This window comes from Isoptericola sp. NPDC057559 (assembly GCF_042801555.1).
Classification (GTDB): domain Bacteria; phylum Actinomycetota; class Actinomycetes; order Actinomycetales; family Cellulomonadaceae; genus Isoptericola.
In genome coordinates this window covers 1-20,260 of the sequence record NZ_JBHVFQ010000015.1, presented here as the reverse complement: position 1 = coordinate 20,260, position 20,260 = coordinate 1, and the positions used below count along the sequence as shown (strand labels likewise).

Genomic DNA, 20,260 nt, shown 5'->3' with positions numbered 1-20,260 from the left:
GGCCGGGGGGCGGGTGACCTAGGCTCGGCGGCATGACGAGGATCGTGGCCGGCCGGTTCGGCGGGCGCTCGCTGCAGGTGCCGCCGAAGGGGACGCGACCCACCAGCGACCGGGTCCGCGAGGCGATCTTCTCCCGGCTGGACCACCTCGACGTGCTGGACGGCGCGCGGGTGCTGGACCTGTACGCCGGCTCCGGCGCGCTCGGTCTGGAGGCCGCCAGCCGCGGCGCCGCCGAGGTGGTGCTCGTCGACGCGAACCGGCGGGCGGCGGACGTCGCCCGCCGCAACGTCGCGACCCTGGGCCTGCAGCGCGAGGTGCGGGTCGTCGCCGACGCCGCCGAGCGGTTCGCCGCGGGCGCGGCGCCCGCCGGCGGGACCGCGGGGCGGGGGTTCGACGTCGTCTTCCTCGACCCGCCCTACGACCTGGCCGACGACGCGCTCACGACGGTGCTCGCACACCTCGCCGCCCCCGGCGTGCTCGCCGCGGGCGCCGTCGTCGTGGTCGAGCGCTCGACGCGCAGCCCCGAGCCGGCCTGGCCCGCCGGCCTGGCGGCGTTCGCGCGCAAGGACTACGGCGAGACGGCGGTGCACTACGCCGAGCCCGAGCCCGAGCCCGAGCCCGAGCCCGAGCCCGAGTCCGAGCCCGAGCCGGCGGCCGACGTCGCGGCCGAGGGCGACGAGGCGGGCTCAGCCGGCTGACCGGGGCGGGGCGTAGCGCTCCGCGCCCTCGAGCGTGGCGACGGGGATGGCGGCCAGCGCGACCGGGTCGGCGGGGTCGACGAGCGGGACGCGGTCGCCGGCCGCGGCGCCGAGCAGCCGTCGCGTGGCGGCGTCCTCGACCAGCGCGCCCTCGCAGGCGACGAGGTGCTCGGCGAGGAACCCGTGGACGGGGTCGCCGGGCACGGAGTCCGGCCACCCGTCCCCGCCCTCGTCCGCGCCGCCGCCCGCCTCCGCGCCCACGTCCAGCGCGACGAGCAGCATCGCCGGGACGCGAGGCGAGCCCGGCCCGCCCATGCCCGGCTGGAAGTAGGGGAGCGCCAGGGCCCGTGCGCCGTGCCGCGCGTAGAAGCGCAGGCGGGCCGCCGGGTCCCCGTGCTGGGGGTGCGCGGGGTGGTGGGCGGGGTGCTCGACCTCCGCCAGCACGAGGGCCGGCGAGCGCTCCGCCCGCCAGGCCGCGACGGACCGGTCCAGCAGCAGGCCGCCGACGCCGCCGCCGCGCCCGCCCGGGGCGATGGCGAGGTAGTCGACCAGCAGCACCCGCGTGGACGGCGACCAGGACGCGACGATCCCGGCGGCGACGCGGCCGTCGCGCTCGACCCCCAGCGCCGTCTGCGCGCCCGCACGGCAGCCGGCGCGCAGGTCCTCCAGCGACGTCAGCTCGGCGGGCGGGAACGACGGTGCGAGGACGTCGCGCCACAGCGACGCGAGCTGGGTGTCGGTGGTGAGCGGGACGACCGCGGGCGCCGGGCCGGGGGCTGGGGGCATGCCCACCATGGTGTCCCCGCCGGGCGTCCGCGGCACCCCGCGGGCGCCCGCGGGGCACCCGCGACGGGCCCGGCCGGGCTCCCGGGGATCGCCGTCGCCCTGTACTAGCGTGACGGCGTGAGCATCGCCGTCTGCCCCGGGTCGTTCGACCCGATCACCCTCGGCCACCTCGACATCGTCCGGCGCACGCGCCGGATGTTCGACGAGGTCGTGGTCGGGGTGGCCCGCAACGCGTCCAAGAACGCGCTGCTGGGCCCGGAGCAGCGGGTGGAGCTCGCCCGGGCCGCGCTCGCCGCCGACCCGGAGACCGCCGACGTGCGGGTCGAGGTCGTGCCGGGCCTGCTGGTCGACTTCTGCCACGAGGTCGGCGCGGTCGCCGTGGTCAAGGGGCTGCGTGGCGGTGCGGACTTCGACGCCGAGCTGCCGATGGCCCTCATGAACCGGCACCTGACGGGCGTCGAGACGGTCTTCGTGCCCGGCGAGCAGCGCTACGCGCACGTCGCGTCGTCGCTGGTCAAGGACGTGGCGCGGTACGGCGGGCCGATCGAGGACCTCGTGCCGCCCGGCGTCGCCGCGGCGGTGCGGGCGGCACTGGAGCGAGGGAGCAAGTGATGAGCGAGACGACCGAGACCCCGACCGTGGACGACCAGGAGAACCCCGCGGGCGGGCTCCTGGACATCCTCGAGGACCTGGCGGCGCTGGTCGAGAACGCGCGGTCGGTGCCGCTGTCGACCAACGTCAAGGTCGACCGCGAGCAGGCCCTCGCGCTGGTCGACGAGCTGCGCGACGCGCTGCCCACCCAGGTGGCCCGCGCCGACGAGGTGCTCGCCTCCGCGCGGGACACGCTGGACGACGCGCACCGCCAGGCGGAGGAGATCGTGGCGTCGGCCCGGGCCCGCGCCATCGAGCTGGTGCAGACCGAGCAGGTGGTCGTGCAGGCGCAGTCCCGGGCCGCGGAGATCGTGGCCGAGGCGGAGCGCCGCGCGGCCGCGCTGCGGACCGACGCGGACGCGTACTGCGACGGCCGCCTCGCCGACTTCCAGCAGGACCTGGACGCCCTCACGAGCCAGGTGCGCGCGGGCCGGGACAAGCTGGCCGACCGCCTGGAGCAGGGCTCGCCCCGCGTGCGGTGGGACGCCGTCGCCGACCCGCGGTGGCCGCAGGGGAAGCAGTCCTGACCAGCGCATGAGAGACGGGTCACGTCCGGGCGTGCTGCCACCTGCGGCCGCGATGGCCTAGACTAGGTCGCTGGTCCGAGTCCGGGCCGCCCCCTTTCTTCCCGTCTGTCCCTGGAGCCTGCCATCGCTACCGCGAAGCCCTCGCCGCTCGTGCTCGACACGCACGAGCTGTCGCGGCGACCCGGCACGATGCTGGAGGTCGCGCGCGTCGTGCCCGCCCCCGCGGACATGGGTACCGCCGTCATCGGCGTGCCCGAGGGTGACAACCTGACCCTGGGCCTGCGGCTCGAGTCGGTGCTGGAAGGGGTGCTGGTCTCCGGAGTCGTGCGCGGCACGGCGGTGGGGGAGTGCGTGCGCTGCCTCGATCCGGTGTCCCGGCAGGTGACCGTGCACGTGCAGGAGCTCTTCGCCTACCCCGACAGGGCGCAGGCGGCGGAGGACGCGGGCGACGAGGAGGCCGAGGACGAGGCGGTGCTGGTCGACGACCAGGCCGACATCGAGCCGGCGGTTCGGGATTCGCTCGTGACTGCACTACCATTTCAACCGCTGTGCCGTCAGGACTGCCCCGGCCTGTGCTCCGTCTGCGGGGCCCGGCTGGCCGACGATCCTGACCACCATCACGACCTGGTCGACCCTCGCTGGTCGGCACTGCAGACCATGCTCGAGGAGTCGAGCGTGTCCGACGAGACGAAAGAGAGCTAGCCGTGGCTGTTCCGAAGCGCAAGATGTCGCGCAGCAACACCCGGGCGCGTCGCTCGCAGTGGAAGACCACCGCGGCCGTCCTCACCACGTGCCCGAGCTGCAAGGGGCAGAAGCTGTCCCACGCCGCGTGCCCCACCTGTGGCGCGTACAAGGGCCGTCAGTACGCCGAGGCGCTGCGCACCGAGCACGCGGGCTGACATGCCTGCACGCGGCACCCGGCAGCAGCCGGAGCCGACCGCTCTTCTCGAGAAGCTCGGGGTCCACCTGGACCCCGAGCTTCTCGTGCTCGCCCTGACGCACCGCTCGTTCGCGCACGAGGCCGGGGGCATCCCCACCAACGAGCGGCTCGAGTTCCTGGGCGACACCGTGCTCGGCCTCGTCGTCACGGAGGCGCTCTACCGGCGTCACCCGGACCAGTCCGAGGGCGAGCTGGCGAAGATGCGCGCGGCGACGGTGTCCCAGCGCGCGCTCGCCGCGATCGCCCGCCGCCTCGACCTCGGCGCCTACGTGCTGCTGGGCAAGGGCGAGATCCGCACGCGCGGCTTCGACAAGGACTCGATCCTGTCGGACACCGTCGAGGCGTTGATCGGCGCGACCTACCTGTCGCACGGGCTGGAGCCGGCGCGCGCGCTGGTGCACCGCCTCGTGGACACTACCCTCGAGGCCGCCGCCGACCTCGGCGCGGGCCTCGACTGGAAGACCTCGCTGCAGGAGGCGGCCGCCGCGCGCGGGTTCGGCGCCCCCGTGTACGAGGTGACGGGCGAGGGCCCGGAGCACGCCCGCGTCTTCCACGCGCAGGTGGCGGCCGGCCCGGTGCTGGGCCTCGGCACGGGGACCGCCAAGAAGCACGCCGAGCAGGCGGCCGCCGAGGAGGCGTACCACGCCCTGCAGGACCTGCCGGTCCCGGGGTCGGCACCGGTGACCGACGCCGCCGGTGCCTGAGCTCCCCGAGGTCGAGACCGTCCGCGACGGCCTCGACCGCCTGGTGGTGGGCGCCGTCGTGCGCGACGTCGAGGTGTTCCGCGACTACTCCGTACGGCGCCAGGACGGCGGCCCCGCGGGCTTCGCGGACCAGCTCCGCGGCCGGCGCCTGGACGCCGCCGTACGGCGCGGCAAGTTCCTCTGGCTGCCCCTGGGCGCGCCGGCCGGGGCCGGGACGGCGTCCGACGACGGCGCCGCCCTCCTCGCGCACCTCGGGATGTCCGGGCAGCTCCTCGTGCGCGACCCGGCCGTGGCGGGGGACTGGGCGCACCCGCACCTGCGCGTCCGCCTGCATCTCGCGGGCGCGCCCAGCGGCGCCGAGTACCTCGACTTCGTCGACCAGCGGACGTTCGGGCACCTGTCGGTGGTGGACCTGGAGCCGACCCCCGACGGCGCGCCCGGCGGCCTGGGCAGCGACCTCGCGGCCGTGCCGGAGCCGGCGGCGCACATCGGCCGCGACCCGCTGGACCCGGCGTTCGACGCCGACGCGGTGGTCGCCGCGGTGCGCCGCCGCCGTACGGGGATCAAGCGCGCGCTGCTCGACCAGGGCCTGCTGTCCGGCGTGGGGAACATCTACGCCGACGAGGCGCTGTGGCGGGCGCGCCTGCACTTCGCGCGCGCGACCGACCGGCTGCGGCCGGTGGAGGTGCGCCGCGCCCTGGACGCCGCCACCGAGGTGATGACGGAGTCCCTCGCGCAGGGCGGCACCAGCTTCGACGCGCTGTACGTCAACGTCAACGGCGAGTCCGGCTACTTCGCCCGCGGCCTCGCGGCCTACGGGCGCGAGGGCGAGCCGTGCCCGCGCTGCGGCACGCCGATCCGCCGCGACGCGTTCATGAACCGCTCGTCGTACACCTGCCCCGTCTGCCAGCCGCGGCCCCGCACCGGCCGCTGGTAGCGCCCGGCCCGGGGGGCCTCAGCGCGCGACGACGTTGCGCAGCCCCGCCGCGCCGTCGGCCAGCCACGCCTCCAGCTGCGCGGTGACGAACGCGGCCGCGTCCTGGGGCCGCCCGCCGGCGACGTGCGGCGTGAGGATCAGGTGCGGCGCGTCCCACAGCGGGGAGGTCTCGGGCAGCGGCTCCGTCTCCGTGACGTCCAGCGCGGCCCCCGCGAGGGTGCCGGCGCGCAGCGCCGCGACCAGGGCCTCCTCGTCCACCGTGGCGCCGCGCCCCGCGTTGACGAACCGCGCGTGCGGGGGCAGCAGCCCGAGCACCCGCGCGTCGAGCGCGTGGTGGGTGGCGTCGGTGGCCGGCAGCAGCGAGACCAGCACGTCCGTGGTGGGCGCCACCTCGTCGATCGACCCGACCACGGGGTAGCCGTAGCGCTCGCCCGGGGTCGACGCGACGCCCGTGACCTGCGCGCCGAGCGCGGCGAGCAGCGGCGCGAGGACGGCCGCGATGGAGCCGAAGCCCCAGACGGTCACGCGGGCGCCGCGCAGGGTGAACAGCGCCTCGTCGCGGGCCTGCTCGCGGCCGAGGCCGCGGTCCCAGACGTGGTCGCGCTGCGCCGCGAGCGTGCGGTCGAGGCGGCGGACCGACGCGAGGACGAGCGCCAGGGTGTGCTCGGCGACGGTCGTGTCGTGCAGGGAGCGGCCGGAGGAGATCACCACCTCCGGGGCGAACCCTGCCGCGAGCGCCTGGTCGGGGCCGGCGTTGAGGGTCTGCACCCAGCGCAGCCGCGGCATGCGCCGGGCGGCGTCCTCCAGGACCCGCTGCGGGCTGGACCACGTGACCAGGACGTCGGCGTCGGCGTGCTCCTCGGGCACCGGGTCGCGCATGACGTAGTGCGCCACCGTGACGCCCGGGACGTCGATCGTGAGGTCGAAGGGGACGTTTCCGGGCACGAGGATCTTCACGCCTCGGGACGCTATCAGCCCGGCGGAGGAGTGGTTCCGGACCGTTCGCCGTGCGCCCTGTGACCTGCCCTCTTATCGTTCGAGAGGTCCGGCGTCCGCCGGGGTCACGGGTGTCGAGGAGGTCGGCATGACGACGTCGGGGACGGGGACGGCGCCGCCGACCCGTGCGCAGGTGCGGCAGGCGATGACCGCGCGCACGCCACGCAACTACATCACCTGGCTCACGCTCGCCTTCATGATCACCTCGTCGGTGGCGAGCCTGCGGGCGGCGCCGACGATGGCGGTCTACGGCCTTGCGGCGGTGTTCCTGTACGTCGTGCCGGCGATCGTGTTCCTGCTGCCGACGTCGCTGGTCTCGGCGGAGCTCGCGTCGGGGTGGTCGGGCGGCGTGTACCGCTGGGTGGCGGAGGGGCTCTCGAAGCCGCTCGGCTTCCTGGCCGTGTGGTGCCAGTTCGCGATGACGATCTTCTACTACCCGAGCCTGCTGGGGTACGTGGCCAGCACGCTCGCGTACGTCATCAACCCGGCGCTGGCGTCCAACGGCGTCTACGTGGCGATCGTCATCATCGTCATCTACTGGGCCGGCGTGTGGGTGTCGTCGCAGGGCACGAAGACGGTCGCGGGGCTGTCGAGCGCGGGGCTGATCATCGGCACGCTGATCCCCGCGGCGATCCTCGTGGTGCTGGGCATGGTGTTCCTCGGGCAGGGCAACGCCTCGGCCGCGCCGATGGACTCCTCCCACCTGCTGCCGCAGTGGACGGGCATCGCGTCGCTGGTGCTCATCGTCAACAACTTCCTGTCGTACGCCGGCATGGAGATGAACTCCGTGCACGTGAACACGCTGAAGAACCCGGGCAAGGAGTTCCCGCGCGCGATGTTCCTGGCGATCGGCCTGGTGCTGCTGATCTTCATCCTCCCGGCGGTCGCGATCAGCTGGGTGATCCCGGCGGACCAGCTCTCCCTCACCGCGGGCGTCATGCAGGCGTTCGACGCGTTCTTCGCCAACTTCGGCGTCTCGTGGCTGACGCCGATCCTCGGCCTCATGCTCATCGCCGCGTCGATCGGCGGCATGCTCACCTGGCTCGCGGGGCCGTCGAAGGGCCTGCTGACGGTGGCGCGCGAGGAGGGCTACATGCCGCCCTTCCTGCAGCGGCTCAACAAGAACGGCGTGCAGCAGAACATCCTCGTCGCGCAGGGCATGTTCACCACGTTCATCGCCCTGCTGTACGCGTTCATCCCCGACGTCTCCAGCGCCTACTGGATCCTGTCGGTGATCACCACGCAGGTGTACCTGATCATGTACCTGCTGCTGTTCGTCGCGGCGATGCGCCTGCGCCGCACCGCGCCGGACCACCCCCGCGGTTACCGCGCCCCCGCGCTCGGCGTCCTGTGCGTGGTGGGCTTCCTCGCCTCCGTCGCCGCGATGGTGATCGGCTTCGTGCCGCCCGCCCAGTTCTCGAGCGGTTCGGTGGGGGTCTACATCCTCATCGTGGGCGGCGGGCTCGGCGTCATCGGCCTGCTCATCCCGTGGCTGTTCCTGAGGTTGCGCAAGCCGTCGTGGCGGCAGCCGGCGGAGGACGACGGCACGGCGGACGACGCGGCGGGCCCGGCGGCCGCCGGGACGGAGGCCTGAGATGACCACGACGACGCCGTCGCACGAGCCGGAGCGCGGGGCTCAGGGGCGCAAGCGCTGGATCACGTACACCGCGGCGGCGGTGCTGCTGCTCCTGCTCGGCGCGGTCATGATGATCCAGTTCGCCGGCCACCAGGACCGGCAGGACCAGCGCGAGGCGGAGCAGAAGGCCGCGACGCTGCACGCCGCGTTCGCCGAGATCGGGATCACGTCCTTCTCCGAGGAGACCATCGCCCGCGTGCTCGGCTCCGACGGCGGCGGGTTCTGCACCGACCCGGCCGCGCTGGTCGACGCCACCGCGAACCTCGCGGCCGCCAACGGCGCCGCCGGCCCCGGCATCCGCCCCTCGGTGCTCGACGAGCGGCGCCTGGAGGGCGACCGCCTCGTCATCGAGACGTACTGCCCGGACCAGCTCGACGAGTTCGACGCGTACGTCGACTCGCTCAACCTGGACCCCACCACCACCCAGTCGACCGACCCGTCCACCACCCAGGAGGGCTCATGACCACCGCCCCCGACGTCGAGGCCCTGCGCGCCGCCGTCGCGCCGCTGCTGCCGCGCGCGCTGGACGACCTGCGCACGCTCGTCGCCATCCCGTCCGTCGCGGACGAGCGCCTCTTCCCGCGCGCCGAGTGCGAGCGCGCGGCGCAGTGGGTGGTCGACGCCTTCCGCGCGGAGGGCATCGACGACGCCCGCCGCGAGCGCACCCCGGACGGCTCGGATGTGGTGGTCGGGTACCGGCCCGGCCCGCCCGGCGCGCCGACGGTGCTGCTGTACGCGCACTACGACGTGCAGCCGCCGCTCGACGACGCCGCGTGGAAGACCCCGCCGTTCGAGCTGACGGAGCGCGACGGCCGCTACTACGGGCGCGGGTCCGCCGACTGCAAGGGGAACGTCGTCACGCACCTCACGGCCCTGCGCGCGTTGCGCTCGCTGGTGGGCGAGGACCTGCCGGTGGGCGTGCGCATCGTGGTCGAGGGCTCGGAGGAGCAGGGCACCGGCGGCCTCGACCAGTGGGTCGAGGCCAACCCGGGGGCGCTCGCCGCCGACGCGATGCTGGTGCAGGACACCGGCAACGCCCGCCTCGGCCTCCCGACGCTCACCGTGTCGCTGCGCGGCGCCACCACCGTGGTGCTGCACGTCGAGGCGCTCGAGGGCGAGATCCACTCCGGCATGTTCGGCGGCGCGGCGCCCGACGCGCTCGCCGCGCTGGTCGCGATCCTGGCGTCCCTGCGCGACACGGAGGGCAACACGACCATCGACGGCGTGGACGCGTCGGGCACCTGGCCGGGCGTCGGGTACGACGCCGACCAGTTCCGCGGCGACGCCGGCGCGCTCCCCGGGACGCGGCTGCTGGGCGACGGCGCCGTGGCCGACATGCTCTGGGCGCGCCCGGCGGTGACGATCCTCGGGATCGACGCGCCGTCGGTCGTGGGCTCCGCGGCGGCGATCCAGCCGCGCGCCGCGGCCAGGCTCAACCTCCGGGTGCCGCCCGGTGCGGACGCCCGCGACCTGCAGGACAAGCTCGTGGCCCACCTCGAGGCCCACGCCCCGTGGGGCGTGCGGGTCACCGTGGAGCGCGACGCCGTCGGGCAGCCGTTCGCCGCCCGCACCGACGGGCACGTCTTCGAGACCCTGTCGGCGGCGCTCGCGGACGCGTACGGCGAGGCCACGGTGACGGCCGGCCAGGGCGGCTCCATCCCGCTGTGCAACATCCTGGCGAGCCAGTACCCGGACGCGGCGATCGTGCTCCTCGGGGTCGAGGAGCCCGCGTGCCTCATCCACGCGCCGAACGAGAGCGTGCACCCGAGCGAGATCGAGAACCTGGCCGTGGGCGAGGCGCTCTTCCTGGCCCGGCTCGGCCAGGGATGACCGCCGTGCCCGCCGCCCGGTACGACGCGGTCGTGGTGGGCGGCGGGCACAACGGGCTCACCGCCGCCGCGTACCTCGCGCGGGCGGGGCGGGCGGTCCTCGTCCTGGAGCGGCTCGAGCACGTGGGCGGGGCCGCGGTCTCCGCCCCGGTGTTCCCGGGCGTGGACGCGCGGCTGTCGCGGTACTCCTACCTGGTGTCCCTGCTGCCGCGGCGGGTCGTCGACGAGCTCGCCCTGCCCCTGACCCTGCGGCGCCGGCGGTACTCCTCGTACACGCCGGTGGGCGACGCGGGGCTGCTCGTCGACACGGGCGACGCCGCCGCCACGCGGGCGTCGTTCGCCGCCGTCGGGGCGCCCGCGGCCGACCACGACGCGTGGCGGCGCTGGTACGCCGCGACCGGCCGCCTCGCGCGGCGCCTGTTCCCCACGCTCACCGAGCCCCTGCCGTCCCGCGCCGAGGCCCGCGCCCTCGTGGACGACGACGCCGCCTGGGACGCCCTCGTCGAGCGACCGCTGGGGGAGGCGCTGCGCACCCGGTTCGGCTCCGACGTCGTGCGCGGCGTGGTCGCGACCGACGCGCTGATCGGCACGTTCGCGGGCCTGGACGACCCCTCGCTGGCGCAGAACCGCTGCTACCTCTACCACGTGGTGGGCGGCGGCACCGGGGACTGGGACGTGCCCGTGGGCGGCATGGGCTCGGTGTCCGGGGCGCTGCGGGACGCGGCGCTCGCGGCCGGGGCGACGGTCGTGACGCGCGCCGACGTGACCGCCGTCGACCCGGGCGCGGGCGGCGACGCCCAGGTCTCCTGGACGGACGACGACGGCCGCACGCACGGCGTCGCGGCGGGCGCGGTCCTGTGCGGCGCGGCGCCCGCCACCCTGGACCGCCTGCTCGCCGCGGCCGGTGCGGCACCGTCCGGCCGGGCCGGGGCCCGCGCCCCCGAGGGCGCGCAGCTCAAGGTCAACATGCTGCTGGGGCGCCTGCCCAGGCTGCGCGACGGCGTCGACCCGGTCGCCGCGTTCAGCGGCACCTTCCACGTGAACGAGTCGTTCGACCAGCTCCGGGCCGCGCACGCCGACGCCGCGGCCGGCCGTGTCCCGGCGGTGCCGCCGTGCGAGATCTACTGCCACTCGCTCACCGACCCGTCGATCCTCGGGGCGGACCTGCGCGCGTCGGGCGCCCAGACGCTCACCCTGTTCGGCCTGCACATGCCCGAGCGGCTGTTCCGCACCGGCGACCCGGCCGCGCAGGACGCCGCGCGGGACCGGGCGCTCGCCGCCACGTTCGCGTCCCTGGACTCCGTGCTCGCCGAGCCGATCGAGGACGTGCTGCTGCGCGGCCCGGACGACCGGCCGTGCCTGGAGGCGCGCACGCCCGTCGACCTGGAGCGCGACGTCGGGCTGCCGGGCGGGCACATCTTCCACCGCGACCTGTCGTGGCCGTGGGCGCCGGACGGCGGCGGCGACGGCGGCGACACGGCCGGACTCGACCGGCCCGGGTCGTGGGGCGTCGAGACCGTGCACCCGCGCGTGCTGCTGGCGGGTGCCGGCGCGCGGCGCGGCGGGGGCGTGAGCGGCGTCCCCGGCCGCGCCGCGGCGATGGCGGTGCTCGGGGCGGGCTAGCCCTGGGGCGCCAGGGTGCGCAGGACGCAGAACTCGTTGCCCTCCGGGTCGCCCAGCACCTCCCAGCTCGCGTCGGGGTCCTGCCCCACGTCGACGCGGGAGGCGCCGAGCCCGAGCAGCCTCGCGACCTCGTCCTCGGAGCTCCGGTCGATCGGGCTGACGTCCAGGTGGAGCCGGTTCTGCACGGTCTTGGCCTGCGGCACCCGCGCGAAGACCAGGGTGGGGGCCTCCTGGCGGGCGCGGACGCCCTCGACGGTCGGCTCCCACGAGCCGATCTCCACCTGGTCGTCGCGGCGCTCGAGGACGTCGAAGCCCAGCACCTCGCACCAGAAGGCGGCGAGCCGCTCCGGGTCGTGGCAGTGGACGACCACCTCGGTGAGCCTGCTCGTCATCGGTCCGCCCCCTTCGGCGCGACGGCCTCCAGGTCGTCGACGCTCCCCGACATGATCGTGCGCACGTGCGCCGTGACGTGCTCGACGGGCCAGTCCCACCAGGCCAGCGCGAGGAGCCGGGCGACGTCCCGCTCGGAGAACCGGGTACGCAGGACGCGCGCCGGGTTCCCGCCGACGATGCCGTAGTCCGGCACGTCGTGGGTGACCACCGCGCCCGCGCCGACGACCGCGCCGTGCCCGATGCGCACGCCCGGCAGCACCGTGGCGCCGTGCCCGAACCAGACGTCGTGGCCGACCACCGTGTCGCCGCGGCTCGGGAGACCGGTGAGGAGGTCGACGTGGTCCGCCCAGGATCCGCCGAGGGTGGGGAACGGGAACGTGGACGGGCCGTCCATGCGGTGGTTGGCCCCGTTCATGAGGAAGCGGGTGCCGGTCCCGAGCGCGCAGTACCTGCCGATCCGGAGCTTCTCGGGCCCGTAGTGGTAGAGCACGTTGCGGGTCTCGAAGGCCGTCGCGTCGTCCGGGTCGTCGTAGTAGGAGTACTCCCCGACCTCGATCAGCGGGGACGTCACCAGGGGCTTGAGCTGCACCACCCGGGGCTGGCCGGGCATCGGGTGCAGGATCGTCGGATCAGCGGGAACGGGCATGCGTCGCGGTCTCCTCGTCGGTCGTGCTTCGCGTCCGGCCCATGATGAGGCTCCCGGCCCGGCCGGTCATCCTCATTCCTGCGGTCAGCCCGGCGCCCCGACCGCCCGCTCCTGCGCGGCGGCCCAGGCGTAGCCCGGGTCGTCGCGGAGCAGGGCGTCGTGGGGGCCGCGTGCGACGACCCGGGCTGGGCCGCCGGGGCCGCCGGGGCCGGCGGGGGCCGCGCCGAGCAGCAGCACCTCGTCGGCGGACGCGAGCGGCGTGAGGCGGTGCGAGGCGACCACGACCGCCCGGCCCGTGGCCCGCGCGTGGGCCGCGAGGGTGCCCACGAGCGCGTCGGCGGTCGCGGCGTCGAGGTGCTCGGCCGGCTCGTCGACGAGCAGCACGCCGGCCGGGGCGAGCAGCGCCCGCGCCACCAGCAGCCGACGGCGCTCGCCCCCGGAGACGTCCGCGCCGTCCGGGCCGAGCATCGCGTCGAGGCCGTCCGGCAGCGCCGCCAGCCAGGTGTCGAGGCCGACGGCGGCCAGCGCGTCGCGGGCGTCGTCCTCGGTCACGTCGGGGCGGGCCACGCGCAGGTTCTCCAGCACGGTCGTGCCGAAGAGGTGGCCGTCCTCCGCGACGAAGAGCGTGCCGCCGGACGCGGCGCGCACCTGCCCCGCGCGGACCGGGAGCAGCCCGGCGGCCGTGAGCAGCAGCGTCGTCTTGCCAACGCCGGACGGGCCGGCCAGCGCGACCACGGCGCCCGGCCGCAGCGCGAGGTCCACGCCCGCCACGACCGTGCGGTCCGCCCAGCCCGCGGCGACGCCGTCGAGCTCCAGCAGGTCGCCGCCCGCGGGGGCCGGCCCGGGCGCGGGGGCCGCGGGGGCCGCGGGAACGGCGTCGGGGAGGAGGGCGACGAGCCGGCGGGCGGCCTCCCGGGAACGGCGCAGCTGGACGGCCGCGGCCGGGAGCGTGGACGTGGCCTCGAAGACGGCGAGCGGGGTGAGGACGACGACGGCCAGCTCGACGGGCGTCAGCGCGCCCGCCGCGACGGCCGGCACGCCGAGCAGCAGCGAGCACAGCACGGCGAGCGTCTGTGCGCCGGCGTCGATGGCGGCCGACGTGCCCGAGATGCGCGCGCCGTCGTGGGTGGAGCGCGTGAGCCGGGCGTCGGCGGCGCGCAGCCCGGCCAGCCGGTCGTCGAGGCGGCCGGCGACGCGCAGCTGCTGCCCGTCCTCGAGCAGCTCCAGGGCCCGGCCGGTGACCTCGGCGCGGGCGGCGGCGCCGCGGCGCTCGACGGACGCCGCGGCCCGCGACGCCAGCCACGGCGCGAGCACCCCCGTGAGCAGCAGGCAGCCGAGCAGGGTGAGCCCCGCGGCGGGCAGGAACGCGCCCACCAGGATCACGGAGCCCAGGCCGACGCCGACGGCCACGCCGGCGGGGATCAGCGCGCGGACGACGACGTCGCCCACCGCGTCCACGTCGGCGCCCACCCGGGCCAGCAGGTCGCCGCGGCGCAGCGCGACGACCCGCGTGACGGGGCCGCGGGCGAGCGCGTCGTAGAGGTTGGCGCGCAGGGCGGCCATGCCGCGCAGGGCGACGTCGTGGGAGGCGAGCCGCTCCAGGTAGCGCAGCACGCCTCGCCCGGTGCCGAACGCGCGCACGGCGACGACGGCCACCGACAGCTGCAGCACCGGCGGCATCTGCGACGCCCGCGCGATGAGCCACGCCGCCGCGGCGGCCAGGCCCACCGAGAACCCGAGCGCGAGCGTGCCCAGCACCACCGCCCGCAGCACGCGCGACCAGCGCACCTCGAGCATCGGCAGCACGCGGCGCAGCGGGTCGCGCGTGCCGGCGTGCGGGGCCGCGGCCGTCCCCGGGGCCGTGGCCGGTGTCGTCCCCGGCGTGCGCGCGCTCATCGGCCCACCACCTCCCCGCCCTCGGCGACGCGCCGCGAAGCGACGTCCACCACCTGGTCGGCCAGCGCCAGCAGGGACGCGCGGTGGGCGACGACGACCACGGTGCGGCCCGCGTCGCGCCACGCGCGCACGGTGTCGAGCACCACCTGCTCGCCGCGGGCGTCGAGGTGGGCGGTGGGCTCGTCGAGCAGCACCAGCGGCGGGGGAGCGGAGCCGCCCGTCCCGGCGCCGTCGAGCAGCGCCGCCGTGAGGGCCACGCGCTGCCGCTGCCCGACGCTCAACCCCGTGCCGCCCAGGCCGACGGGCGTGTCCCAGCCCTGGGGCAGCCCGGCGACGACGGCGTCCAGGCCCGTGGTGCGGGCGGCGGCGGCCAGCTCGTCGGCACGGACGTCACGGCCGTCGGCGACGGCGTCGCGCAGGGTGCCGGGCGCGAGGCTGGGGCGCTGGGGCACCCACGTGACCTGCGGCCACCAGGTGGCCGGGTCGACGTCGGCGAGGTCGACGGGAGCCGGATCGACGGACGTCGTGTCCGCGGGCTCGACGACGATCCGCCCCTCGTCGGGCCGCAGCAGCCCGAGCAGGACGAGGGCCGTGGTCGACTTGCCCGCACCGCTGGGTCCGCGCAGCGCCACGACCCGGCCGCCGCCGGGGCGGCCCGTGCCGAGCGGCACCCGGGCGGTGAGCCCGGCGGGCGCGGCGACGCCGCGGTCCCCGGCGCGCACGCCCACGCCGTCGAGGACGAGGGTGGCGCCCGCGAGCGCCGGCGCGGGCGCGGTGCCGGCGTCGGGCAGCGGCTGCTCGAGCACGGCGAAGGCGCGGTCGGCGGCCGCGAGGCCGTCGGTGGAGGAGTGGAACTCGGCGCCGACCCGGCGCAGCGGCAGGTACACCTCGGGCGCGAGGACGAGGACGGCGATGGCGGGGACCAGCGCGATCATCCCCTCCACCAGGCGCAGGCCGACGCCCACCGCGACGATCGCCACCGACAGCGTGGTGAGCAGCTCGAGCACCATGCCCGACAGGAACGCGATCCGCAGCGTGCCCATGGTCGCGCGCCGCGACGCGTCGCCGAGGGCCCGCACCCGCGCGCCGGGCCCGATCTCGCGCCCGAACGCGCGCAGGGTGGGCAGCCCGGCCAGCAGGTCGAGCACCTGGGAGCCCAGGCGCTCGATCGTGTGCAGCCGGCGCTCGGACGCGCCGGCGGTCATCACGCCGACGAGCCACATGAACAGGGGCACGAGCGGCAGCGTCACGACGCAGATCAGCGCGGACACCCAGTCCAGCCCGAGCACGACCAGCACCAGCACCGGGGTGAGGATCGCGGTGAGCAGCAGCTGCGGCAGGTACCGGACGAGGTACGGCGCCAGGTCGTCGAGGCCGCGGGTGGCCAGCGTGGCCGTGGCCGCGGAGCCTGCGTCGCCGCCGGCCCGCGGCCCGAGCGCCACGGTGTGCGCCACGACCTGCTCGCGCAGCTCGGCGACGACGTCCGCGGCCGCCTTCTGCGCGTACCGCTCCTGGGCCCAGGCGATCGCCGCCCGCGCCGCGAGGGCGGCGACGAGCACCCCGAGCCACGGCGCGAGGTCCGCCAGGGCGAGGGGCGTGCCCGCGCTGCCCGCGGTGACCGCGGGCCCCAGCGTGTGGGCGATGGCGAACGCCTGCACGACCACCGCGCCGGCGGCGGCGACGCCGAGCGCGGCGGTCAGGGCGACGTACCACCGGGCCGCGCGGGCGCGTCGCAGCAGGCGCGGGTCGAGGGGCTTCACGGGAGCAGGCTAGGGCTCGGCACGGACGGTGCTCGGACGGCGCTCGCGCGGCGCGTCAGAACGCCGCGTCCTTGATCTTCTGCCAGGACAGCCCGGCGGGCGCGGGGATGTCCTTGCTGGACAGCCGGCGGCGGAACACCCAGTACGTCCAGGCCTGGTAGGCGATGACGAGCGGGGTGAGGACCACGGCCACCCACGACATCACCGTGAGCGTGTAGGGGGTGGAGGAGGCCTCGGCCACGGTGAGGGCCACGCCGCCGTCGACGGCGGGGATGACGTCGGGGTACATGGAGCCGAAGATGAGCACGACGGCGGCCGCGATGGTCACGGCCGACAGGGTGAACGCGACGCCCTCGCGGCGGGCCCGCGCGGCCACGACCACGCCGACGAGCGCGAGCGCGGCGACCGCCACCGGCACCCAGGTCCACGCCACGGAGTAGGCGACCTGCGCCCAGACGGCCCAGCCGCCGGCCACGACCAGCGCGACGACCGACAGCACCGACGCGAGCCGGCCCGCGCGCTCGCGGACGTCGCCGTCGGTCTTGAGCGCCACGAACACGCTGCCGTGCAGCAGGAACAGCACCAGCGTGGTGAGGCCGCCGGCGAGCGCGAACGGGTTGAGCAGCGCCCAGAACCCGCCCACGTACTGGAACGACTCGTCGAGCAGCAGCCCGCGCACGAGGTTGCCGAACGCCACGCCCCACATGACCGCGGGGACCCACGACCCGAACTGGATCGCGAGGTCGCAGCGCCGCGCCCAGCGGGCGTCGGCGATCTTGCCCCGGTACTCGAACGCGACGCCGCGGGCGACGAGCGCCAGCAGGATGATCAGCAGCGGGATGTAGAAGCCGGAGAACATGGTGGCGTACCACTCGGGGAACGCGGCGAAGGTCGCGCCGCCCGCGGTGAGCAGCCACACCTCGTTGCCGTCCCACACCGGCCCGATGGTGTTGATGAGGACGCGACGCTCCTTGTCGCGCTGCTCCTTGCCGCCGCGCGGCAGGATCGACAGCAGCATGCCGACGCCGAAGTCGAAGCCCTCGAGCACGAGGTAGCCGGTCCACAGGACGGCGATGATGACGAACCAGAGGATCGCGAGGTCCACGGCAGTAGCTCCAGTCTCGTTTTCTCGGCGCTCAGTACGCGAAGGACAGCGGGCGGTCGGTGTCGTCCGGGCTCTGCGCCTCGGGCGACTCGTCCCGGACCGAGGCGGGCACGCCCTCGATCGTGTACCGGTGCATGAGGCGGTACCAGACGACGGCGAGCAGCGCGTAGACGAGCGTGAGCACGATCATCGACGCGAGGATCACGCCCGGCGGGACCGCCGTCGAGACGCCGCGCTCGGTGAGCAGGCGTACCTGGTCGATGCCGCTCGGGTTGGGTGCCACGACCCACGGCTGCCTGCCGACCTCGGTGAAGATCCACCCGAACGAGCAGGCGATGAACGGCATGGGCAGGGCCAGGATGCCGAGCCGCCCGAGCCAGACGTTCTCGCTCACGCGTCCCTTGCGCGTCAGCCAGAGCGCGAGGAGGGCGAGGGCGGCGGAGAAGGCGGCGAAGCCGATCATGAGGCGGAACGACCAGTACGCGACGGCGAGCGGCGGCGTGTAGACGACGGGGTCGCCGGAGGCGGTGGTGTCGCCGTAGCGCTCCGTGTACTGCTGCTGCACGTCGTTGACGCCGGGCAGGAAGGACTCGGGGCCGGAGAAGTGGCCCGTGCCGAGGTAGCTGGCGAGGCCGGGGACGGTGAGGATGTGCCGCACGCCCTCGCAGCCCTCGTTGAGGTTGCCGATCGACAGGATGGAGAAGGCCGCGGCCTCCTCGCCGTCGCACAGGGCCTCGGCCGACGCCATCTTGCCGGGCTGCTGCTCGAACATGAGCTTGCCCTGCACGTCGCCGGACCAGATGACGCCGGCGCCGGCGACGAGCATGACCCAGGCCCCGAGGACGACGGCGGGGCGGTAGACGTTCCGCGCCGTCTCGACGTTCTCGGCCTTCTTCGTGCGGGCGAGGCGCACCATCCACCAGGCCGCGATGCCGCACACGAACGTGCCGGCGGTGAGGAACGCGGCGGTGATGGTGTGGGGGAAGGCCGCCCACAGGGTGTTGTTGGTGAGCACCGCGCCGATGGACTCCATCTCGGCGCGCCCCGTCTCGGGGTTGTAGATCGTGCCGACCGGGTGCTGCATCCACGAGTTGGCGGCGAGGATGAAGAACGCCGAGAGGTTCGTGGCGATCGCGAACAGCCAGATGGCCGCGAGGTGCACCTTCTTGGACACGCGGTCCCAGCCGAAGATCCACAGGCCGAGGAAGACGGACTCGACGAAGAAGGCGGCCAGCGCCTCCATCGCGAGGGGGGCGCCGAAGACGTCGCCCACGAAGCGGGAGTACTCGCTCCACGCCATCCCGAACTGGAACTCCTGCCAGATGCCGGTCACGACGCCGAGCGCGAAGTTGATCAGCAGGAGCTTGCCGAAGAACTTCGTCAGACGCAGCCAGCGCTCCTTCTTGGTCACCACCCACGCCGTCTGCATCGCGGCGACCAGGGGCGCGAGGCCGATGGTCAACGGGACGAAGATGAAGTGGTAGACGGTGGTGATGGCGAACTGCCAGCGGGCCAGTGCGAGGGCGTCCACGGGTTCTCCTGATTTTCGACCGAGTCGTCTTTCGACGGTATGACCACTGGCCCGTGGGCGCACGACCAGGGCGGTCGCCGCCACGGAGCCCTGCTCGTGAAGACTTTCACGATCTTGGTCGTGAAGGTCTTCACAAGTCAAACCCGGGACGGGCACGGCGTGTCCGGCGGCGGCGTGTCACGCGGCGGGTCGCGCAGGATGCGATACTGGTCCGAAGCCGCACGGGCCCACATCCCGGGGCGGCCCACGAGCTCGCAGCACTCGCGATCCGCACGCGATGCCGCCGCCTGGCACGAGGCCGGGGGGTGGGCGTCCGCGAAGAGAGCGGTGCCGCAGCCGGAACCGAGACTTCCGTCGGTCGGTGCGCTGAGCAGCGCCGCCGTCCGACGACGACCACCGGGGTCCGCACGTGTGGGGGCGGGATCTCCGGAGCTGGAGCGCCTTCCGTGACGTCCGACAACCCGACCGACGCCGCAGCCCGCAAGCCCGTTCGCCGCCGCGCGACCCGCGCCGCCGGCGGCCCGCAGGACGCCGCCACCGAGCAGCCCGCGACGACCCCGGACACCCCGGCCGCCGCGCTGTCCGACCTCGTCCTGCCGGAGCGCTCCGACGCCCGCGAGGACGCTCCCGGGGGCGGCACCGGGAACCTCGCCGACATCGTGCTGCCGCAGGGCCCGAGCGGCCGCACCGAGGGCGACGACGCAGGCCAGAAGCCCGCCCGTACCCGCCGCCGGGCCACCCGCTCCACGGGCGCGCAGCGCGCCGCCGAGCCGGCCGCCGACGCGCCGCCCGCCACGGAGGCCGTCGTCGAGACGCCCGCCGAGGCTCCCGCGACGCCGGCGGCCGAGCCCGCCCCCGAGGCCGAGGCGGCCCCCGCGACCAAGCCCCGCACCCGCGCACGCCGGGCCACGGGCTCGACGACGAAGAAGGCCGCGACGGAGGAGCCCGCCGCGACCGAGGCCGCGGAGCCGGCGGAGGCACCCGCCGCGACGAAGAGCACCGCGAAGACCGCCGCGAAGAGCGCCACCAAGACCGGCGCGAAGCGCTCCGCCCGGACGGCCGAGACCGAGGAGAAGGAGCCCGCGGCGAAGGCCGCGAGGAAGACCACGCGCAAGAAGGCAGCCCCCGCGGCGCCCGCCGAGGAGACCGCTCCGGAGGCGACCGCACCGGAGACCGCCGCCGCGGCGCAGCCGGAACCGACCGCTCCGCGGTCGCCGGCCGCCAGGGGCGGCGGGTCCGTGACCCCGCGTCTCGCGACCACGGCCGTCCTGTTCCAGGCGCCGGACCTGTCCGGCCGCCGCGCCCGCCGCGCCCAGGCCCCCGCGGGCCCGCCGCGCCCGCACGACGAGCCGGCCGCGCCCTCGTTCGCGTCGAAGGTGAGCACCGAGCCGGCCGCCGAGACCACCGAGCCGGCCGCCGCGCCCGCCGCGCCTGCGGCGTCCACCGCCGAGGTCCCGGCCGAGGCCGCCGCCGCGACGACCGGAGGCGCGACGCGCTCGCGGTCGCGCCGCGCCACCCGCCCGTCCAAGGCGGCGCAGCCCGCGGTCGCGGAGACCGAGGCCACCCGGCCCGAGGCCACCCGGCCCGAGGCCGCGCCGGAGC

Annotated in this window: 19 protein-coding genes and 1 pseudogene; 12 read left to right on the top strand and 8 right to left on the bottom strand. The window is 75.8% G+C overall.

The window, feature by feature from the left end:
- Positions 1 to 32: 32 nt before the first annotated feature.
- Entirely contained in the window at positions 33 to 698 is a 666-nt protein-coding gene (gene rsmD / locus ACFU5J_RS14535) for a 16S rRNA (guanine(966)-N(2))-methyltransferase RsmD (RefSeq protein ID WP_430579185.1), read from the top strand.
- On the opposite strand, the gene ACFU5J_RS14530 is transcribed toward rsmD, so the two are convergent.
- Complete coding sequence (locus tag ACFU5J_RS14530) at positions 687 to 1,484, bottom strand: GNAT family N-acetyltransferase (protein WP_430579184.1); 798 nt, start codon at positions 1,482 to 1,484, stop codon at positions 687 to 689. The two genes, rsmD and ACFU5J_RS14530, sit on opposite strands and share 12 nt — an antisense overlap.
- Positions 1,485 to 1,601: 117 nt before the next feature.
- Here ACFU5J_RS14530 and coaD point away from each other — a divergent pair, with 117 nt between their 5' ends.
- The 6 genes from coaD (at position 1,602) to mutM (ending at position 5,243) form a co-directional block, all read left to right on the top strand.
- A complete protein-coding gene (gene coaD / locus ACFU5J_RS14525) occupies positions 1,602 to 2,096 on the top strand; it encodes a pantetheine-phosphate adenylyltransferase (RefSeq protein WP_430576277.1) in 495 nt (164 codons plus the stop codon).
- Positions 2,096 to 2,662 carry a hypothetical protein gene (locus tag ACFU5J_RS14520; RefSeq protein ID WP_430576276.1) on the top strand — a complete coding sequence of 189 codons (567 nt, stop codon included), beginning with the start codon at positions 2,096 to 2,098 and terminating at the stop codon, positions 2,660 to 2,662. The genes coaD and ACFU5J_RS14520 overlap by 1 nt, the downstream gene beginning before the upstream one ends.
- Positions 2,663 to 2,851: 189 nt before the next feature.
- A complete protein-coding gene (locus tag ACFU5J_RS14515; RefSeq protein WP_430579183.1) occupies positions 2,852 to 3,364 on the top strand; it encodes a YceD family protein in 513 nt (170 codons plus the stop codon).
- A gap of 2 nt (positions 3,365 to 3,366) precedes the next feature.
- Positions 3,367 to 3,561: a 50S ribosomal protein L32 gene (rpmF, locus tag ACFU5J_RS14510; RefSeq protein WP_079574722.1), complete on the top strand. Its 195-nt coding sequence runs from the start codon at positions 3,367 to 3,369 to the stop codon at positions 3,559 to 3,561.
- A 1-nt stretch (position 3,562) separates the two neighbouring features.
- Positions 3,563 to 4,306 (top strand): ribonuclease III, encoded by a 744-nt coding sequence (gene rnc / locus ACFU5J_RS14505; RefSeq protein ID WP_430576274.1) that lies wholly within the window; start codon positions 3,563 to 3,565, stop codon positions 4,304 to 4,306.
- The gene (gene mutM, locus ACFU5J_RS14500) at positions 4,299 to 5,243 is read left to right on the top strand and encodes a bifunctional DNA-formamidopyrimidine glycosylase/DNA-(apurinic or apyrimidinic site) lyase (protein WP_430579182.1); all 945 of its coding nucleotides are present in this window, start codon (positions 4,299 to 4,301) and stop codon (positions 5,241 to 5,243) included. The genes rnc and mutM overlap by 8 nt, the downstream gene beginning before the upstream one ends.
- A gap of 18 nt (positions 5,244 to 5,261) precedes the next feature.
- Here mutM and ACFU5J_RS14495 read toward each other — a convergent pair whose 3' ends face one another.
- Complete coding sequence (locus ACFU5J_RS14495; RefSeq protein WP_430576272.1) at positions 5,262 to 6,200, bottom strand: NAD(P)-dependent oxidoreductase; 939 nt, start codon at positions 6,198 to 6,200, stop codon at positions 5,262 to 5,264.
- Between the two features lie 127 nt (positions 6,201 to 6,327).
- On the opposite strand from ACFU5J_RS14495, the gene ACFU5J_RS14490 reads away from it, so the two are divergent.
- Genes ACFU5J_RS14490 through ACFU5J_RS14475 form a run of 4 tightly spaced genes read left to right on the top strand, consistent with a single transcriptional unit; the run spans position 6,328 to position 11,327 of the window.
- On the top strand, positions 6,328 to 7,833 hold the full coding sequence (locus tag ACFU5J_RS14490) for an APC family permease (protein WP_430579181.1): 1,506 nt from the start codon (positions 6,328 to 6,330) through the stop codon (positions 7,831 to 7,833).
- Position 7,834: 1 nt separating this feature from the next.
- Entirely contained in the window at positions 7,835 to 8,338 is a 504-nt protein-coding gene (locus ACFU5J_RS14485; protein ID WP_430576270.1) for a hypothetical protein, read from the top strand.
- A complete protein-coding gene (locus ACFU5J_RS14480) occupies positions 8,335 to 9,705 on the top strand; it encodes a dipeptidase (RefSeq protein WP_430579180.1) in 1,371 nt (456 codons plus the stop codon). Before ACFU5J_RS14485 ends, ACFU5J_RS14480 begins: the two co-directional genes overlap by 4 nt.
- On the top strand, positions 9,702 to 11,327 hold the full coding sequence (locus ACFU5J_RS14475) for a phytoene desaturase family protein (protein WP_430579179.1): 1,626 nt from the start codon (positions 9,702 to 9,704) through the stop codon (positions 11,325 to 11,327). The genes ACFU5J_RS14480 and ACFU5J_RS14475 overlap by 4 nt, the downstream gene beginning before the upstream one ends.
- On the opposite strand, the gene ACFU5J_RS14470 is transcribed toward ACFU5J_RS14475, so the two are convergent.
- The 6 genes from ACFU5J_RS14470 to ACFU5J_RS14445 all read right to left on the bottom strand — a co-directional run bounded on the left by ACFU5J_RS14470 (position 11,324) and on the right by ACFU5J_RS14445 (position 18,658).
- Entirely contained in the window at positions 11,324 to 11,719 is a 396-nt protein-coding gene (locus ACFU5J_RS14470) for a VOC family protein (RefSeq protein WP_430576267.1), read from the bottom strand. The genes ACFU5J_RS14475 and ACFU5J_RS14470 overlap by 4 nt on opposite strands.
- Complete coding sequence (locus tag ACFU5J_RS14465; RefSeq protein ID WP_430579178.1) at positions 11,716 to 12,330, bottom strand: CatB-related O-acetyltransferase; 615 nt, start codon at positions 12,328 to 12,330, stop codon at positions 11,716 to 11,718. Before ACFU5J_RS14465 ends, ACFU5J_RS14470 begins: the two co-directional genes overlap by 4 nt.
- Before the next feature lie 120 nt (positions 12,331 to 12,450).
- Complete coding sequence (gene cydC, locus ACFU5J_RS14460) at positions 12,451 to 14,262, bottom strand: thiol reductant ABC exporter subunit CydC (RefSeq protein ID WP_430579177.1); 1,812 nt, start codon at positions 14,260 to 14,262, stop codon at positions 12,451 to 12,453.
- Positions 14,259 to 16,022, bottom strand: a complete 1,764-nt coding sequence (gene cydD / locus ACFU5J_RS14455; protein WP_430579176.1) for a thiol reductant ABC exporter subunit CydD — start codon at positions 16,020 to 16,022, stop codon at positions 14,259 to 14,261. Before cydD ends, cydC begins: the two co-directional genes overlap by 4 nt.
- 55 nt (positions 16,023 to 16,077) lie before the next feature.
- The gene (gene cydB, locus ACFU5J_RS14450) at positions 16,078 to 17,127 is read right to left on the bottom strand and encodes a cytochrome d ubiquinol oxidase subunit II (RefSeq protein WP_430579175.1); all 1,050 of its coding nucleotides are present in this window, start codon (positions 17,125 to 17,127) and stop codon (positions 16,078 to 16,080) included.
- A 31-nt stretch (positions 17,128 to 17,158) separates the two neighbouring features.
- On the bottom strand, positions 17,159 to 18,658 hold the full coding sequence (locus tag ACFU5J_RS14445; RefSeq protein ID WP_430579174.1) for a cytochrome ubiquinol oxidase subunit I: 1,500 nt from the start codon (positions 18,656 to 18,658) through the stop codon (positions 17,159 to 17,161).
- 446 nt (positions 18,659 to 19,104) lie between these two features.
- Between ACFU5J_RS14445 and ACFU5J_RS14440 the strand changes: the two are divergent.
- Positions 19,105 to 20,260: pseudogene (locus ACFU5J_RS14440) on the top strand (hypothetical protein); the annotation flags it as partial.

Bases quoted from the DNA above. Each gene is read 5' to 3' on its own strand.
- rsmD (WP_430579185.1), top strand. From the start codon at position 33: ATGACGAGGATCGTGGCCGGCCGGTTCGGCGGGCGCTCGCTGCAGGTG.
- ACFU5J_RS14530 (WP_430579184.1), bottom strand. From the start codon at position 1,484: ATGCCCCCAGCCCCCGGCCCGGCGCCCGCGGTCGTCCCGCTCACCACC.
- ACFU5J_RS14520 (WP_430576276.1), top strand. From the start codon at position 2,096: ATGAGCGAGACGACCGAGACCCCGACCGTGGACGACCAGGAGAACCCC.
- ACFU5J_RS14515 (WP_430579183.1), top strand. From the start codon at position 2,852: ATGCTGGAGGTCGCGCGCGTCGTGCCCGCCCCCGCGGACATGGGTACC.
- rnc (WP_430576274.1), top strand. From the start codon at position 3,563: ATGCCTGCACGCGGCACCCGGCAGCAGCCGGAGCCGACCGCTCTTCTC.
- ACFU5J_RS14490 (WP_430579181.1), top strand. From the start codon at position 6,328: ATGACGACGTCGGGGACGGGGACGGCGCCGCCGACCCGTGCGCAGGTG.
- ACFU5J_RS14485 (WP_430576270.1), top strand. From the start codon at position 7,835: ATGACCACGACGACGCCGTCGCACGAGCCGGAGCGCGGGGCTCAGGGG.
- ACFU5J_RS14480 (WP_430579180.1), top strand. From the start codon at position 8,335: ATGACCACCGCCCCCGACGTCGAGGCCCTGCGCGCCGCCGTCGCGCCG.
- ACFU5J_RS14475 (WP_430579179.1), top strand. From the start codon at position 9,702: ATGACCGCCGTGCCCGCCGCCCGGTACGACGCGGTCGTGGTGGGCGGC.
- ACFU5J_RS14470 (WP_430576267.1), bottom strand. From the start codon at position 11,719: ATGACGAGCAGGCTCACCGAGGTGGTCGTCCACTGCCACGACCCGGAG.
- ACFU5J_RS14465 (WP_430579178.1), bottom strand. From the start codon at position 12,330: ATGCCCGGCCAGCCCCGGGTGGTGCAGCTCAAGCCCCTGGTGACGTCC.
- cydC (WP_430579177.1), bottom strand. From the start codon at position 14,262: ATGAGCGCGCGCACGCCGGGGACGACACCGGCCACGGCCCCGGGGACG.